The following is a 16,072-nucleotide window of genomic DNA, read 5'->3' as shown; positions in this document are numbered from 1 at the left end:
ATTTAACTGAGACTAATGTAGAATACCGATAGCCCCTAACAAGATAACAAATAGTCCTAACGCAATACGGTAGTAACCGAAAATCTTGAAGTCATTGTTCTTAATGTAGTCTAGCAAGAACTTAATCGCAACGTAAGCCACGATCCATGAAACAATAAATCCAACGGCTAATACCCAAGCTTGTGATGATGTAAATGTTCCACCATCCTTCAAGTAGCTTCCAACCTTTAGGATTGTTACCCCAAACATCACAGGAATACTCATAAAGAATGAGAATTCAGCCGCTACTAGACGTGACGCTCCCAACAACAAAGCACCCAAGATAGTTGCTCCTGAACGTGATGTTCCAGGAATAATCGCAAGAACTTGGAAGAATCCAATCCACAATGCTAGTTGGTAAGTTAGTTGATTAATGTCTGTCACAACTGGTTGCTTATTCTTCAAGTAATTTTCAATAACGATGAACAAAATACCGTAAAGAATCAACATTGCTGCAACAATCCAGATGTTATCTTGCATGTAATCGTTTAATAAGAAACCAATTACAACCGCAGGTAGCACACCTACGGCAACTTTGAACCAGAGTGTCCAAGTTTGCTTACGTTCTACGGTTGACTTAGTTGGTGAAAATGGATTCAACTTATGGAAGTACAGTTGAATAACCGCCATAATAGCACCTAATTGGATAACATATTCATACATGTGGGCGAATGAACTTGTCCACAAATCTCCACCAGGAATCTTCAAAAACGTTTGTGTAATAATAATGTGACCTGTTGATGAAATCGGCAAAAATTCTGTGATTCCTTCAACGATCCCAATAATCATTGATTTCAATAATTCGAATAACATAGTTAACTCCTCTATTTATAACTTCTTTATTTACCTTATCAGAAATCGCACGTAATTGCCGTAAAAACTTGCCAGCTTTAGTCCTTTTTAAAAAACAGCTATATGACTTGCATTATTATTTTTCGTATAGTATACTTCTTTATACACTAGTAAATAATAAGGAGTATCTTCATGAACAAGAAATTATATAAATCAAACGACCGCGTATTGGCCGGTGTCCTTGGAGGTATCGCTGATTACTTCAAGATCGACCCCAATATTACACGATTAATTTTCGTGGCTCTATTGCTATTATCTTGGTTTGTCCCTTTGACGATCTTCTATATCATCGCGGCAATCATTTTACCTACACGCCCATCATATTACCAATCCGAAGATGATAACATTCGTGAAGGTGAATACCGCGAAGATTAATCGGTATATCCTATACACGAATTAAAAAAGATGACCGTACTGGAATCAGTACGGTCATCTTTTTGTATATACATGTATTAACCATATATGCCTTGCATTTAAGGTAATGGCAATTGGTAAGCATTAATTTGATCAGCTGTCACGTTTCCACCATATAGCGGACCACTATCTTCAACTGGTAGTTCTAGTTGTGCTCGAAGAACATTAGTAATACGTTGCTTTTCAATCGGTCCAATAAATTCAGATGACCCTGAAGGCAGATTATTGTATTCTTGCCCAGTGAAATTGTCAGTCTTAATGTTTTTCGCTGCGCCTACATAATTTCCAGCAATACGCTGAATATCCCCAAATGATAAGTCCGTCTTCGTTGAGTCACCAATGACAGCTAACGTTGACTTACTCGTCAATGCGATTGGATTTGTCACCGCTGTTTTAGCAATCTCCTCTAGCACCATTCGTTGACGTTGTTGACGTCCATAGTCACCCGTTGGATCTTGATAACGCATCCGTGAAAAGGCTAGTGCAGCAGCTCCGTCCATTTCATGGTACGTCTTCATCACATCGTCTTTACCCGCATGTTGAAAAGTCGTTTCGCCCTTTGTAAACGAGTACAAATTACCTTTGTCTTCTTTAGCAGTATCTGGATTATATTTAAACGTTAATGGAGAAGCGACTTTAATACCACCTAATTCATCAACAATTTTTTCTAATCCACCCATATTCACTAAAATATACGCATCAACAGGTACATTTAGCCATGATTGCACCGTTTCCATGGATGTCTTAGCAGATCCAACTTCATACGCTGCATTCATTTTCAATGGAAAATATTCTTCGTATCCGACCGGCGCGATAATCGTATCACGTGGGATAGAAACAATTGTCGTTGTCTCTTTTTTAGGGTTAACCGTTGCAATCATCAAAGAATCAGTACGTCCTTTATATTTACGCCCTAATTCACCTGTGTCAGTCCCCAGTAACAGCACAGAAAAAGGTTCGCCCTTCTTTAGTAAAGAAGATACATCTCTATCTTTCTTCATTTCTGTTGCCTCGTAGGCCCTGTTAACTGCTGATTGCGCATTAAAATACGCACGGATACCAAATAGGAACATCAATACGACCGCGATAATAACGATACCAAATAAAATATGGCGTCCTTTATATGCATTCACATGATTTCGTGGCCCACGTTGTTCAACTCTGGATACACGTTGATTATCCTGTTCTGGATGATTTTGCATGATCTTTCCCCAATCGATTAAACGGCTACCGGTGCCTTAATGGCTTTCCCTGGATGGTAATTTTCAATCTTAATATCGTCCATTGTGTAATCAAAAATTGATGACACTTCTGGATTTAGCCACAAACTTGGCAAATCCATCATTGGACGTGTTAGTTGTTCTTTAACTTGCTCAAAGTGGTTACTGTAGACGTGAGCATCTCCCAATGTATGCACAAATTCACCCACTTCATAACCCGTTTGTGCTGCTACCATGTGCAACAACAATGAGTATGACGCAATATTAAATGGAACACCTAAGAACATGTCTGCTGAACGTTGGTACAATTGTAGACTAACTTTTCCATCAGCAACATAGAATTGGAATAATGAGTGACATGGTGGCAATGCTTGTGTTGGGACCGCTTCAGGATTCCATGCAGACACAATCAAACGACGTGAATCAGGATTCGTCTTAATCATATCAATTACTTCAGCAATTTGGTCAATGAATCCACCTTGCACTTTACGCCAATGACGCCATTGTGCCCCGTAAACTTCACCTAATTCACCATATTTGTCAGCAAATGCTTGGTCTGTCAAAACACGCTCAATAAATAATTGACGTTGTTCATCATATGCAGCAGCAAATTCTTCATCTACCAATGCACGACGACCAAAATCAGTCATATCCGGTCCAGTATATTCATCTGATTCAATCCAGTTTTTAAAAGCCCATTCGTCCCAGATATGGTTATTGTTTTCAAGCAAGAACTTAATGTTAGTATCTCCTGCCAAGAACCATAGTAATTCACTTGTCACCAACTTAAATGGGACACGCTTAGTCGTTAGCAATGGAAAACCGTCAGCTAAATCAAAGCGCATTTGACGTCCAAAAACAGAACGTGTTCCTGTTCCTGTACGATCTCCTTTAACATTTCCATTTTCTAGAATATCTTGAATGGTATCCAGATACATTTGTTCACTTTGACTCATGCTATTCTCCTTCATTGCTAATCACATAGCTTGCTAGATCTAACTTTTCAATATCTTTTTCGTGCACCAGAACTTGTTGTAAATCAACATTCTTTTGTGCAATTAACTCCATGACAAATTCATCTGGGCGGTAACTACGCAAGTAATTAATCTTTGTAATTCCAGCTTGTAGTAACAACTTTGTGCAATAGACACATGGAAAATCTGTCACGTAAATTTCTGAACCTTCAGCGGCAATTCCCATCTTAGCTAATTGCATTAAGGCATTTTGTTCTGCGTGTACGGCACGAATACAATGTCCGTCGCGCATCAAATCACCAACTTCATCACAGTGTGGTGTCCCAACAACTGAACCGTTGAATCCACTACCAATGACACGTCCGTCTTTTACAATAACGGCACCAACTCGTAAGCGGGGACAAGTTCCGCGGGAAGCCGTCATAACTGCTTGTAGCATGAAATATGTTGGCCAATCAATTCGTTCACTCATCCTATTTACCTCTTTAAAATTTATTATTCTAATGATAGCATTTTTAACGCCCAGTGCTGCTTAAATTATACTGGATTTTTAAGTTTTTCGCTGTGTAAATTAGCCGAGCTGTCCTCTTGCCTATACACGATATTGCATGCCAATCAAACGCTCTGCAAAAGCTTTCACAGCGTTTTTCATGCCTTCACAATCGTTGGTATAGCTGTACAAATTGTATTTGTAGTGATTTTCTGGTATACTTAATCAAGTGCTTATTGTTTTTTAACGATGTTCATATGTCAGCTCTTCGGAACTGAAATGCGAGAGTGTCTCGCGAAAGGAAGTATGTGTATGCCTTTAGTTTTAAACGAAATCAAGCAACAATTGGATGATCATATTGGGGGTGATGTCCGATTAGTTACTCATGAAAGCCGCCACCGTACCATCGAACACGATGCTATTGTACGTGAAACTTTCCCAGCAGTATTCGTTCTTGATTTAAAGCAACCTGGAAATGAATTTGATCGTGCATCATTCAGCTATGCTGATGTGCTAACTGAAAACATTGAAATCACATTTCTATAAGAATGATTAGATAAAAGCATCGCTAGTTCGCTAGCGGTGTTTTTATTTACCCTAATTTTAGCAATAATGACAAACAAAAAAGACCTACTAAATATTTAGTAGGTCTTTTTGATTATTCGACATCAAGCACTTCGTCACTATTAATAGTATCTAGTGGTAATTGTACCACTTCAAATTCATTAATGTACGCATCCTTAAAGTCTAGTGGTGTAATGTCAAAGTTCGCTACGCGAATAGCCTTACCCACAACTGGTTCAGGATCCATTTCTAGAATGTATCCTGTCAACGTTACCATTTCTGATTCTTCAAATGATCGAATTGTTTCTTGGAAGAAACGTTCAAAGTCATACAACGTCATCTTTCCTGAAACCTTATAATGCATTTGACCTGCATCATCAGATGCAATCTTTTCAATCAAATCATCGGCAACATCATCAATTTCATCACGAACTGTTCCAAACAATTCTTCGTAAATGTCCTTATCGGTTACGATTCCTGATGTTCCACCATATTCGTCCTTAACAACAACCATTGGGACACGGTGTTCAATCATTTCATGCAACACGTCAGTAATCGGTTGATTTTCTGAGACGTTTGGCAAGTTACGTAAGATTGTACGAATTGAGGCGTTATCATTGATACGACCTTGGCGCACGATATCGTATGAGTAAACATAACCTAGAATCTTGTCTTTATCGTTGTTTGCCACAACTGGCATACGTGAAAACTTTTCTTCAAGGTATGTGTTCAATCCATCCTTAATTGAATCCGTCACATCGACAACAATCAATTGTGTACGGTCAATCATGATATCTTCAGCGACCTTATCGTTCATTTCAAAGGCACGCTTCATGAATTGTAGATCTTCTTGATCAATTTCTCCAGCCTTCACAGAGTCTGAAGAAAGTGACAAAATTTCTGTTTCTGAGTAGATGTCTTCATCAGGATGAGGACTGTACCCTAGCATACGTGTTACAACCGCAGCTGTACGATCAAACAACCAAATCATTGGGTAAAGCAAGATATGGAAGAAAATCACAGGGCGCACAATCGCCAACAAGACAGGAACTGGCTTGTCAATCGCAATGTTCTTAGGCACCAAGTCAGTAAAGACGGCGTGAATAAATGTGAAAAGCAAAATAGCGGCAATTGATGAAACTGACTTTGCAATGTGTGGTGGCAAAATGTCAGCTGATAAAATCAATCCAGCAATAAAACTTTCCCCCAACCAACCTAAAATCAAAGAAGTTAGTGTAATTCCGACTTGAGCTGTTGAAAGATATTCTGTTAAATGGTCCACCATGTAGATGGCTTTTTCGACCTTAGGCAGAGGCTTGTCTGACTCCTCTTGCATAACGCGCAAAGCACTAGGACGAACCTTAACAAGAGCATATTCTGTTAGAGTAAACAGAATTGCCAACAGCAAAATGACAGTAATAACGACTAAGTTTAAGATTATAGACGGACCAGAATCCATGAGATACCTTCTTTCAAAAATTATATTTTTATTGTTATGTTTCTATATTAAGCGCTATAAACGCCTTCGTCAAATAAAGCATTGTGCAAATTAATAAAATCTTCAAGTGTCAGCTTTTCAGCACGCACCTTAGGATCCAAATCCGCCTTAGCAAGCGCATTTGTTAACTTTGCTTTTGTTTCATCATCCTTACCGAAGGCCGTAATCAAATTGTTCCACAATGTCTTACGACGCATTGCAAATCCAATCTTAAATAGTGAGAACATTTTTGTCTCATCCTTGGGCAAAACAGCCAATGGTTCGCGTGGTGTCAACGCAATAATCGCTGAATCCACATTCGGATTTGGCACAAATGCTTTACGTGACACTGTAAATGCCAACTTAGCATTCATACGGTATTCAATAGCTAGTGTTAGCGCACCGTAATCCTTTGTTCCTGGTGCCGCTGAAATACGGTCAGCAACTTCTTTTTGCATCATAACAACAATGCTATCGAATTGAACACCAGATTGTAGAACTTGCATTAAGATTGGTGTCGTGATGTAGTATGGCAAGTTCGCTACCAACTTCAATGGCGCACTTGGGTCATCGAAACGTTCTTGAATTTCTTTTGCCAAGTTAACTTGCAAAATATCTTCGTGGACAACAGTGACATTATCGTATGGTGCCAATGTGTGTGCCAATACCGGAATCAAGCGGTCATCGATTTCAAAAGCCAATACTTGCTTTGCATTACGAGCCAATTGTTCAGTCAAGGCTCCAATTCCAGGTCCAATTTCAATAACATTGTCGTTCTCTGTTACATCACCAGCAGCAACAATATTTGTCAAAATGTTGATATCAGTCAAAAAGTTTTGTCCAAGTGACTTTTTAGTGTTGATACCAAATTCATTCATAATCGCTTGCGTGCGGACTGGTGTTGCAATATCAGGTCGTTCGTTCATTAATTAAGATTCCTTTCTTATTTCTGTGAGTGTTTGTTCTAGTTCGGCATAGGTAATGCCAAACATTTCTAATCGTTTTAGTAATTGCTTACCATTTACATAGCCTAGATTTAAAGCTTCCGCGATTGCTTGTCTATTCTGCGCTGCCGCAGGACCAGCTAACAATCCTAATCGCATCAAATCAGCTTTAGTAATGTCAGATTGATACGTTTCTGCAGCCACCGTTGATAGCTCAGACAACGCGTGTATCAATGTATCATCAGTAGCATATTCAATCCCTAAACTATGATGCTTAATCTGACGACCAGCTTCATCTTTGGTTAGAAAAGCATGCTTCGCATCTGGCACGATATTGGTAATGATTTTACGTAATCTTTCTCCATTGAAATCAGGATCTGTAAACACAATAATGCCTCGTGTTTGGGCCGCCTGTTTGATTAAACGTTGTGTTTCTTCTGACAACGCCGAACCATTTGTTTCAATCGTTTCAGCATCTACAACACGACGAATCGCTTGTGTATCTGCCTTTCCTTCAACAACGATAACTTCTTTAATCATTACTTATCCAACCATAAACGATGCGCATTATTTTTTGTAATCTCAGCTAACTCGTTATAAGTCATGCCAAGTTGTTCTGCCACACTCTCAATTGTATGACGAACAAACATAGGTTCATTTTGCTTTCCACGCATTGGTGTTGGCGCTAAGAACGGAGCATCCGTTTCAACCAATAGACGATCTAAAGGAACGACTTGTAGCGCTTCTTTAATCTCCTTGGCATTTTTAAATGTCACCATTCCAGAGAATGAAATATACATACCCAAATCTAAGAAACGCTTAGCTTCTTCAGCATCTCCGGTAAAGGAATGCATCACACCACCAAAGTCACTGACATTGTGTGACTTCAATAGCTCATATACGCCATCAGAGGCATCACGAGCGTGGATTGTGACAGGTAAGTTCAATTCCTTGGCTAAGGCTAATTGACGTGAGAACGCCGCTTTTTGGACTTCTGGTGATGGGTTAGATTCCCAGTAGTAATCTAGTCCCATTTCACCAAGACCAACGACAACCTCATCTTGTGCTTGAACTTTTAGAATGTCAAATTCTTCGTCAGTAAATCCAGCTACATCGCCTGGTTGCCAACCAATAATAGCATGCATACCTTCGAATTTATGTGCCATTTCAATTGCACGTTCGTTTCCTTCACGGTCATACCCAATGTTATTCATTTCTACAACACGGAATTCTCGTGCACGATCCCAATACGTCGCTACATCATCCCAGAAGACATCTTCATTCAAATGTGTGTGCGTATCGTAGGCATCTGCGGGACGGTTCGTTGGGTCATAAGTTGCCATTATTTACCTCGATTTTCTTTGTACATGTTTTGCTTATTTATATAATAGCAAAATTTACAACGATACAATAGCCTACCTAATATGAAGTAGATTCTGTTTCCATGATTAAGGCTTGTGCAGCCGTAATTTCACTACATAGTGTTGTGGCCAAACTATGTGAAATTTCATGATTTGCTAAGCTGTCTTGTACCTGTGTTAATTCAGCTTGCAATGCTGCAAACAAAACACCATGTACTTCTGTATCAGATTGCACCGCTGCTTCCACATTGTGTTGACGACGTTGCATAATTTTACGCATAGCCAAAATTAATTGCGTGTTTTCTGGATTTTGTTCCAATTCCGCAATTTCAACATCCACAGGTGGAGACAACAAAGTATCTAATTCAAGCGCTGCATGATTCCAACGCTCATGCTCGTAATCCTTGAATGTTGTTAGATGTTGCTTCCAGTCGTTAGCAGATGCATCCTTCATAAATTCTCGTTGGTGATCCAACAAAGCTTTCAGTTCAGGTTGCTTCTCAGGAGGCAACAAAGCAATACGGTCTTCTTCATATTGCAAGAAATGTTCAACACGTGCTTTTTGTTTTTCTTCACGCTTTTCTTCACTTAGTAAGTAAGTCGCTAAGCGATCAAGACGTGCCATAATTTTGTGTCCAATAATATGGAAACGTGACATTCCCAACTTGCGTTGTTCTTGCGCCATCATACGTTGGTACAACAACAAGGCATCTGATGAAATTTGATTGTCTGCCATGGCTTCTTGAATTGTCGCAATATTAGCATCTGCCAAAATTTGGTTTGCTTGTGCCCAAACATCTTTTTCAAATGGTTGTTCATACCCAACTTGACGCTTCAAATGATCATAAATAACCGCTTGTGTTGATTGCGGTACATCTTGGCTTTCAACATAGTTCATTCCCGCTTGAATCATTCGTAAGTGTGCTTCTTGGAATTCTTCAGAAGAATACTCTGGCGTTACCTTCGGCAAAATACGAGGCAAGACAATCAGTGGCACAACTAGACTCAAAATAATAACAATAATAGCGATATACAAGATTTCATCACGGAATGGCACAACATTACCATTGTCCAAAACGAATGGCACGGATAAGGCCATGGCCATGGTCATGGCTCCGTGAACTCCACCAACAGAGAAAATCAACGCATCTCGTTGGTGATACTTTTCTTCTGTCTCAAATGCTTCTGCAATGTGCTTACGATTACTACGACTACGCGCAATATAACGAACAACCAACATCACAACATAAATAATCACACTGACCCATGTTAGCCAAACAAGTGTTTGCCATGGTGTATTTTCATTATCTACTAAGATACGAACCAATCCTGATCCAAGCAAAACAAAGACCACACCATTTAACACTTGTGCAATCACATTCCACACTTGGTTAGAGAGATTACTGAAGCGAGTAGACATAAATTGTAGTTTTTCGCGTTCTTCGTTATGCACAACTCCAGCAATAACCACTGCGATAATCGCTGAAACATGTAGGCTATCAGCAATCATGTAGATAAACATTGGGCTCAAAATCTGCAACAACAGTTGCGCCGTCATATCATTCAATTGATAACGCATCAAATGTTGACGAATGTACACCAATGCAATCCCTAACAAGACCCCTACGATTAATCCACCAATCGCAGCAATCATAAAGACCGTAGATGCTTCCCAAAATGAGAAGCGTCCTGTTGCTAACCATAGCAACGCTAATTCCAATACAACCAAACCAACAGCGTCATTGAAAAGAGATTCTAAAGTCATCGCCTTTTGCAGACCTGACGGCATTTCCACTCCTGCAGTTACGGAATCCAATGCAGTCGCGTCTGTTGGCGTCACAATAGCGGCTAATGCTACTGCCAACGGAATTGGCCACAAGAGAATTTGTTCAGCGGAAATAGCCACAATGATAACCGTTACAATGGCCAAAATCACCGCTAATTTAATAATTGCGCCAAAATTTTTAGACAACACACTCAATGGCGTTTGTTGTCCTTCATAAAACAATAATGGTGCAATAATCAGTAACATAAACCATTCAGGATTAATAATTAATTGCGCACCCACACCTGGGATAAACGCAATTAAAATCCCCATGATAATTTGCCAAAATGCTTGTGGAATGGTTGGATACATTTGTGCTAGTAAGTTGGCACCAATAATCGCCATCAACACCAAGGCAATTGCCCCAAATAAAGTCATATTTTTTCTCCCAATAATGAAATCAGGCCCCCATCGAAATGGCGGCCTGATTGATTATCCTAATTCAGATCCAGCTTCAATAGATTCTGGCAAGAATGTCAACGTTACGTTGCCGTCCTTTTCTGCTGATAGGATCATACCTTCAGACAGTTCGCCCATCATCTTACGAGGCTTCAAGTTCGCAACGAATGCGATGTTCTTCCCCACAAGTTCTGCATATTCTGGATAGAACTTCTTAATTCCTGACAAAATAGTACGTCCATTTTCAGTACCATCGTCTAGCTTGATACGCAAAAGCTTGCTTGACTTCTCAACTTCTGAGACGTCTACAATCTTTCCAACACGCATTTCAACCTTGTCAAAATCATCAAATTCAATCATTGCTTTACCTTCTACTTCTGCTACTTCTTCTGTTGTTTCTACGGCTGGCTTTGTACCAGTCATTTCTTCACGAATGTACTTCACTTCAGCTTCAACGTCTACACGTGGGAAGATTGGTTCTCCCTTAGCAACAACGCGTCCACCAGAAACTAAGTCTTCAAACTTCAAACCAGTGATTTGCAAGTTCGTTTCTGCCAATCCTAATTGTTCAAAAATCTTGGCTGGAGCCTTAGTCAAAACTGGTTGCAACATAATCGCAACGACACGAAGTGAGGCAGCCAAGTGAGCCATTACTGAGCTCAATGTTTCTGCTTGTTCTTCATCCTTGGCAAGTGCCCATGGTGTTGTTTCGTCGATGTACTTGTTAGCACGTGAAATCAACTTCCATACTTCAGCCAATGCGTCTGATGTACGCACGCCTTCCATGTGTTCGTTGTATGCTGCAATTGATTCATTTGCAACACGTACTAGGTCTGCATCAAATTCTGTCTTACCAGTGTTCAATGCTGGAATAACACCATCTTCGTACTTGTTAATCATCGCAACTGTACGGTTCAACAAGTTTCCCAAATCGTTGGCCAAGTCATAGTTCAACTTTGACACAAAGTCTTCCGGTGTGAAGATTCCGTCGTTACCAAATGGCATTGCACGCAACAAGTAGTAACGTACAGCGTCAACACCGTAACGGTCAGCCAAAGTATCTGGGTAAACAACGTTCCCCTTAGACTTAGACATCTTACCGTCACGCATTGTCAACCAACCGTGCGCCATCAACTTTTCTGGCAATGGCAATCCCAATGCATGCAACATAATTGGCCAGTAAATCGCGTGGAAACGTACAATTTCCTTACCAACTAGTTGGACATTAGCTGGCCAGAACTTTTCAAATAACGCATCGTCATCTGATCCATATCCTAGTGCAGTAATGTAGTTTGACAATGCATCAATCCAAACATAAACAACGTGCTTTGGATCATCTGCGACAGGTACTCCCCACTTAAAGGCAGTACGTGTAACAGCCAAGTCTTCTAGTCCTGGCTTGATGAAGTTATTCATCATTTCGTTCATACGTGAATGTGGTTGCACGAAATCAGGGTGTGTTTCGTAGTATTCTGTCAACCAGTCAGCGTACTTACTCATCTTGAAGAAGTAAGATTCTTCCTTCACCAATTCAACTTCGTGACCAGAAGGTGCCTTACCACCGATAACCTTACCAGCATCATCGCGGTATACTTCTTCTAGTTGTGATTCTGTGAAGTATTCTTCATCATCAACTGAATACCAACCTTCATATTCACCCTTGTAGATGTCACCTTGATCAACGAATTGCTTGAAAATACGTTGGATTGCCTTTTCGTGTTGTTCATCTGTTGTACGGATGAAGCCATCATTTGTGATGTCCAAGTAATCCCACAACTTTTGAATGTCCGCAGCCATACCATCAACGTATGCCTTAGGCGTCATGTTTAGCTTTTCAGCTTTTTGTTCAATCTTCAATCCGTGTTCATCTGTTCCTGTTAGGAAGTACACGTCTTCACCTAACAAGCGGTGGTAACGCGCTTCCGCATCAGCCAACACCGTTGTGTATGTATTCCCAATATGTAACTTCCCTGATGGGTAGTAAATAGGAGTAGTGATATAGAATGTTTTATTTTCAGTCATGTTATTACCTCCGACGACCATACGAATGAGTAAGGTGCTTATTTTTGCCAAGAATTGGCGGTTACTTCTATTATAGCAAAATTCGAGACTATAATTTCTTATATAACAAAAAAAATACCATCATTTCTGATGGTATTTCTCGTTTGCATTGCGACGTCCTATCCTCGCAGGGGGCGATCCCCCAACTACTTTTGGCGCTATTGAGCTTAACTTCTGTGTTCGGTATGGGAACAGGTGTGGCCTCAATGCCATCATCACAACACGATATTTTCAAGACTTACGTCTCTCAAAACTGAATAATATGTAAATTTTACTTCACTCTTTAATTGAGCCTTAACACCACGTTTTGTTCAACTTGGTTAAGTCCTCGAACCATTAGTACTAGTCCGCTCCATGCGTCACCGCACTTCCACTTCTAGCCTATCTACCTCATCATCTTTGAGGGTCTTACTTCATAAAGAATGGGAAATCTCATCTCGAGGCGAGTTTCACACTTAGATGCTTTCAGCGTTTATCTCATCCGTACATAGCTACTCAGCGATGCTCCTGGCGGAACAACTGATACACCAGAGGTACGTCCACCCCGGTCCTCTCGTACTAAGGCAGCTCCTCTCAAATTTCCTACGCCCGCGACGGATAGGGACCGAACTGTCTCACGACGTTCTGAACCCAGCTCGCGTACCGCTTTAATGGGCGAACAGCCAACCCTTGGGACCGACTACAGCCCCAGGATGCGATGAGCCGACATCGAGGTGCCAAACCTCCCCGTCGATGTGGACTCTTGGGGAGATAAGCCTGTTATCCCAGGGTAGCTTTTGTCCGTTGAGCGATGGCCCTTCCATGCGGAACCACCGGATCACTAAGTCCTACTTTCGTACCTGCTCGACTTGTAAGTCTCACAGTCAAGCTCTCTTGTGCCTTTACACTCTACGAATGATTTCCAACCATTCTGAGAGAACCTTTGAGCGCCTCCGTTACCTTTTAGGAGGCGACCGCCCCAGTCAAACTGCCTGCCAGACACTGTCTTCCATCGCGATAAGCGATGTGAGTTAGAGTGGTCATACAACGAGGGTAGTATCCCACTGATGCCTCCATCGAAACTAGCGTTCCGATTTCAACGGCTCCTACCTATTCTGTACAAGCTGCACAAACACTCAATATCAAGCTACAGTAAAGCTCCATGGGGTCTTTCCGTCCTGTCGCGGGTAACCCGCATCTTCACGGGTCTTTAAATTTCACCGAGTCTCTCGTTGAGACAGTGCCAGATCGTTACGCCTTTCGTGCGGGTCGGAACTTACCCGACAAGGAATTTCGCTACCTTAGGACCGTTATAGTTACGGCCGCCGTTTACTGGGGCTTCAATTCGTACCTTCGCTTGCGCTAAGCACTCCTTTTAACCTTCCAGCACCGGGCAGGCGTCAGCCCTATACGTCATCTTACGATTTTGCAGAAACCTGTGTTTTTGATAAACAGTCGCCTGGGCCTATTCACTGCGGCTCAGCTTTCGCTGAGCACCCCTTCTCCCGAAGTTACGGGGTCATTTTGCCGAGTTCCTTAACGAGAGTTCACTCGCTCACCTTAGGATGCTCTCCTCGACTACCTGTGTCGGTTTGCGGTACGGGCAGGTAAACACTAACTAGAAGCTTTTCTTGGCAGCGTGACATCACAGACTTCCCTACTTTATTTCGGTCCTCATCATCACTTGTCCTTGGAAGAGCAAGCATTTAACTCACTCTAAGACTTATGATTTAACCCAGCATATCCATCAGCTGGGATCTGTTAGCCTTCTGCGTCCCTCCATCGTTCAAACATGTTCACCTGGTACAGGATCTCAACCTGTTGTCCATCGACTACGCCTCTTGGCCTCGCCTTAGGTCCCGACTAACCCTGGGAGGACGAGCCTTCCCCAGGAAACCTTAGTCATACGGTGGACAGGATTCTCACCTGTCTTTCGCTACTCATACCGGCATTCTCACTTCTATGCGCTCCACCAGTCCTCACGGTCTGACTTCATCGCCCATAGAACGCTCTCCTATCGCGCACTTACGTGGCACCCGTAGTTTCGGTGGTGTGTTTAGCCCCGGTACATTTTCGGCGCAGAATCACTCGACTAGTGAGCTATTACGCACTCTTTAAATGGTGGCTGCTTCTAAGCAACATCCTAGTTGTCTATGCAACTCCACATCCTTTTCCACTTAACACACACTTAGGGACCTTAACTGACGATCTGGGCTGTTCCCCTTTCGACAATGGATCTTATCACTCACTGTCTGACTCCCGGACATACGTGATTGGCATTCGGAGTTTATCTTAATTTGGTAACCCGAGATGGGCCCCGCACCAAAACAGTGCTCTACCTCCAACACGCTTCATTCCGAGGCTAGCCCTAAAGCTATTTCGGAGAGAACCAGCTATCTCCAAGTTCGATTGGAATTTCACCGCTACCCACACCTCATCCCAGCATTTTTCAACATGCACGGGTTCGGGCCTCCAGTGCGTTTTACCGCACCTTCACCCTGGACATGGGTAGGTCACCTGGTTTCGGGTCTACAACAACGTACTCAAGCGCCCATTTCAGACTCGCTTTCGCTACGGCTCCGGTCTTTCCACCTTAACCTTGCACGTTATCGTAACTCGCCGGTTCATTCTACAAAAGGCACGCCATCACCCATTAACGGGCTCTGACTTCTTGTAGGCACATGGTTTCAGGAACTTTTTCACTCCCCTTCCGGGGTGCTTTTCACCTTTCCCTCACGGTACTGGTTCACTATCGGTCACTAGGGAGTATTTAGCCTTGCGAGATGGTCCTCGCGGATTCCGACCGGATTTCACGTGTCCGGCCGTACTCAGGATCCTGTACGGGAGGTTATTTGTTTTCGCATACGGGGCTATCACCCTATCCTGCTCAGCTTCCCAGCTGATTCTGCTAACAAACAACTTTGTAACTCCACAACGACAGTCCTACAACCCCAATGTGCAAGCACATTGGTTTGGGCTCTTCCGTTTTCGCTCGCCGCTACTGACGGAATCGATATTTCTTTCTCTTCCTGTTGCTAATGAGATGTTTCAGTTCACAACGTCTACCTTCAACCTGACTATGTATTCATCAGGTGATAACTTGCATACACAAGCTGGGTTCCCCCATTCGGAAACCCCCGGATCAAAGCTCACTTACAGCTCCCCGGGGAATATCGGTGTTAGTCCCGTCCTTCATCGGCTCCTAGTGCCAAGGCATCCACCATGCGCCCTTAATAACTTAACCTATCAACTTACGTTGATGATTCAAGTTTGAGTATGTGGCTCAAGGCCACATGCGATTTAAACTAATTTAAAAAACTCAAAAAATTACGCGGTGTATTTTTTTCGGCTCAATTTAATTAAATAATTAATTTGAAATGAATTTAAAATTTACAATATTATTCAGTTTTCAAAGAACTAAGTCTCACAACTTACGTTGCTATTTGAGTGTAAACCACTCAAAACTAAATATC

The 16,072-nt window shown here is 41.8% G+C and carries 12 protein-coding genes and 2 rRNA genes; 2 read left to right on the top strand and 12 right to left on the bottom strand.

Features of this window, described 5'->3' with window-relative positions:
• Positions 1-12: 12 nt before the first annotated feature.
• Positions 13-852: an undecaprenyl-diphosphate phosphatase gene (locus WS08_RS01315; RefSeq protein WP_009495367.1), complete on the bottom strand. Its 840-nt coding sequence runs from the start codon at positions 850-852 to the stop codon at positions 13-15.
• A gap of 171 nt (positions 853-1,023) precedes the next feature.
• Here WS08_RS01315 and WS08_RS01310 point away from each other — a divergent pair, with 171 nt between their 5' ends.
• Positions 1,024-1,266 carry a PspC domain-containing protein gene (locus tag WS08_RS01310; RefSeq protein WP_009495366.1) on the top strand — a complete coding sequence of 81 codons (243 nt, stop codon included), beginning with the start codon at positions 1,024-1,026 and terminating at the stop codon, positions 1,264-1,266.
• 98 nt (positions 1,267-1,364) lie between these two features.
• On the opposite strand, the gene WS08_RS01305 is transcribed toward WS08_RS01310, so the two are convergent.
• Genes WS08_RS01305 through WS08_RS01295 form a run of 3 tightly spaced genes read right to left on the bottom strand, consistent with a single transcriptional unit; the run spans position 1,365 to position 3,971 of the window.
• Entirely contained in the window at positions 1,365-2,507 is a 1,143-nt protein-coding gene (locus WS08_RS01305) for an LCP family glycopolymer transferase (RefSeq protein ID WP_009495365.1), read from the bottom strand.
• Between the two features lie 17 nt (positions 2,508-2,524).
• Entirely contained in the window at positions 2,525-3,481 is a 957-nt protein-coding gene (locus WS08_RS01300) for a thymidylate synthase (RefSeq protein WP_009495364.1), read from the bottom strand.
• A gap of 1 nt (position 3,482) precedes the next feature.
• Positions 3,483-3,971 (bottom strand): deoxycytidylate deaminase, encoded by a 489-nt coding sequence (locus tag WS08_RS01295; RefSeq protein ID WP_009495363.1) that lies wholly within the window; start codon positions 3,969-3,971, stop codon positions 3,483-3,485.
• 330 nt (positions 3,972-4,301) lie between these two features.
• Between WS08_RS01295 and WS08_RS01290 the strand changes: the two genes are divergently transcribed.
• Positions 4,302-4,535, top strand: coding sequence for a Veg family protein (locus WS08_RS01290; RefSeq protein WP_009495362.1), 234 nt, complete (start codon positions 4,302-4,304; stop codon positions 4,533-4,535).
• Between the two features lie 112 nt (positions 4,536-4,647).
• Here the strand turns inward: WS08_RS01290 and WS08_RS01285 are convergent, their stop codons facing one another.
• From WS08_RS01285 to WS08_RS01250, 8 genes are all read right to left on the bottom strand, one after another.
• A complete protein-coding gene (locus WS08_RS01285; protein ID WP_009495361.1) occupies positions 4,648-6,012 on the bottom strand; it encodes a hemolysin family protein in 1,365 nt (454 codons plus the stop codon).
• A 47-nt stretch (positions 6,013-6,059) separates the two neighbouring features.
• Entirely contained in the window at positions 6,060-6,956 is an 897-nt protein-coding gene (rsmA, locus tag WS08_RS01280; protein WP_009495360.1) for a 16S rRNA (adenine(1518)-N(6)/adenine(1519)-N(6))-dimethyltransferase RsmA, read from the bottom strand.
• A gap of 3 nt (positions 6,957-6,959) precedes the next feature.
• Positions 6,960-7,514, bottom strand: a complete 555-nt coding sequence (gene rnmV / locus WS08_RS01275) for a ribonuclease M5 (RefSeq protein WP_009495359.1) — start codon at positions 7,512-7,514, stop codon at positions 6,960-6,962.
• A complete protein-coding gene (locus WS08_RS01270; RefSeq protein ID WP_038566617.1) occupies positions 7,514-8,317 on the bottom strand; it encodes a TatD family hydrolase in 804 nt (267 codons plus the stop codon). Before WS08_RS01270 ends, rnmV begins: the two co-directional genes overlap by 1 nt.
• Positions 8,318-8,393: 76 nt before the next feature.
• Positions 8,394-10,538, bottom strand: coding sequence for a cation:proton antiporter (locus WS08_RS01265; RefSeq protein WP_009495357.1), 2,145 nt, complete (start codon positions 10,536-10,538; stop codon positions 8,394-8,396).
• A gap of 54 nt (positions 10,539-10,592) precedes the next feature.
• Positions 10,593-12,581, bottom strand: coding sequence for a methionine--tRNA ligase (gene metG / locus WS08_RS01260; protein ID WP_009495356.1), 1,989 nt, complete (start codon positions 12,579-12,581; stop codon positions 10,593-10,595).
• Between the two features lie 145 nt (positions 12,582-12,726).
• Positions 12,727-12,843 (bottom strand): 5S ribosomal RNA (gene rrf, locus WS08_RS01255).
• Between the two features lie 93 nt (positions 12,844-12,936).
• Positions 12,937-15,843 (bottom strand): 23S ribosomal RNA (locus WS08_RS01250).
• Positions 15,844-16,072 lie beyond the last annotated feature (229 nt).

The sequence above is a fragment of the Weissella tructae genome (genome assembly GCF_000732905.1).
Lineage (GTDB): Bacteria > Bacillota > Bacilli > Lactobacillales > Lactobacillaceae > Weissella > Weissella tructae.
This window is presented reverse-complemented; position numbering and strand designations above follow the sequence as displayed.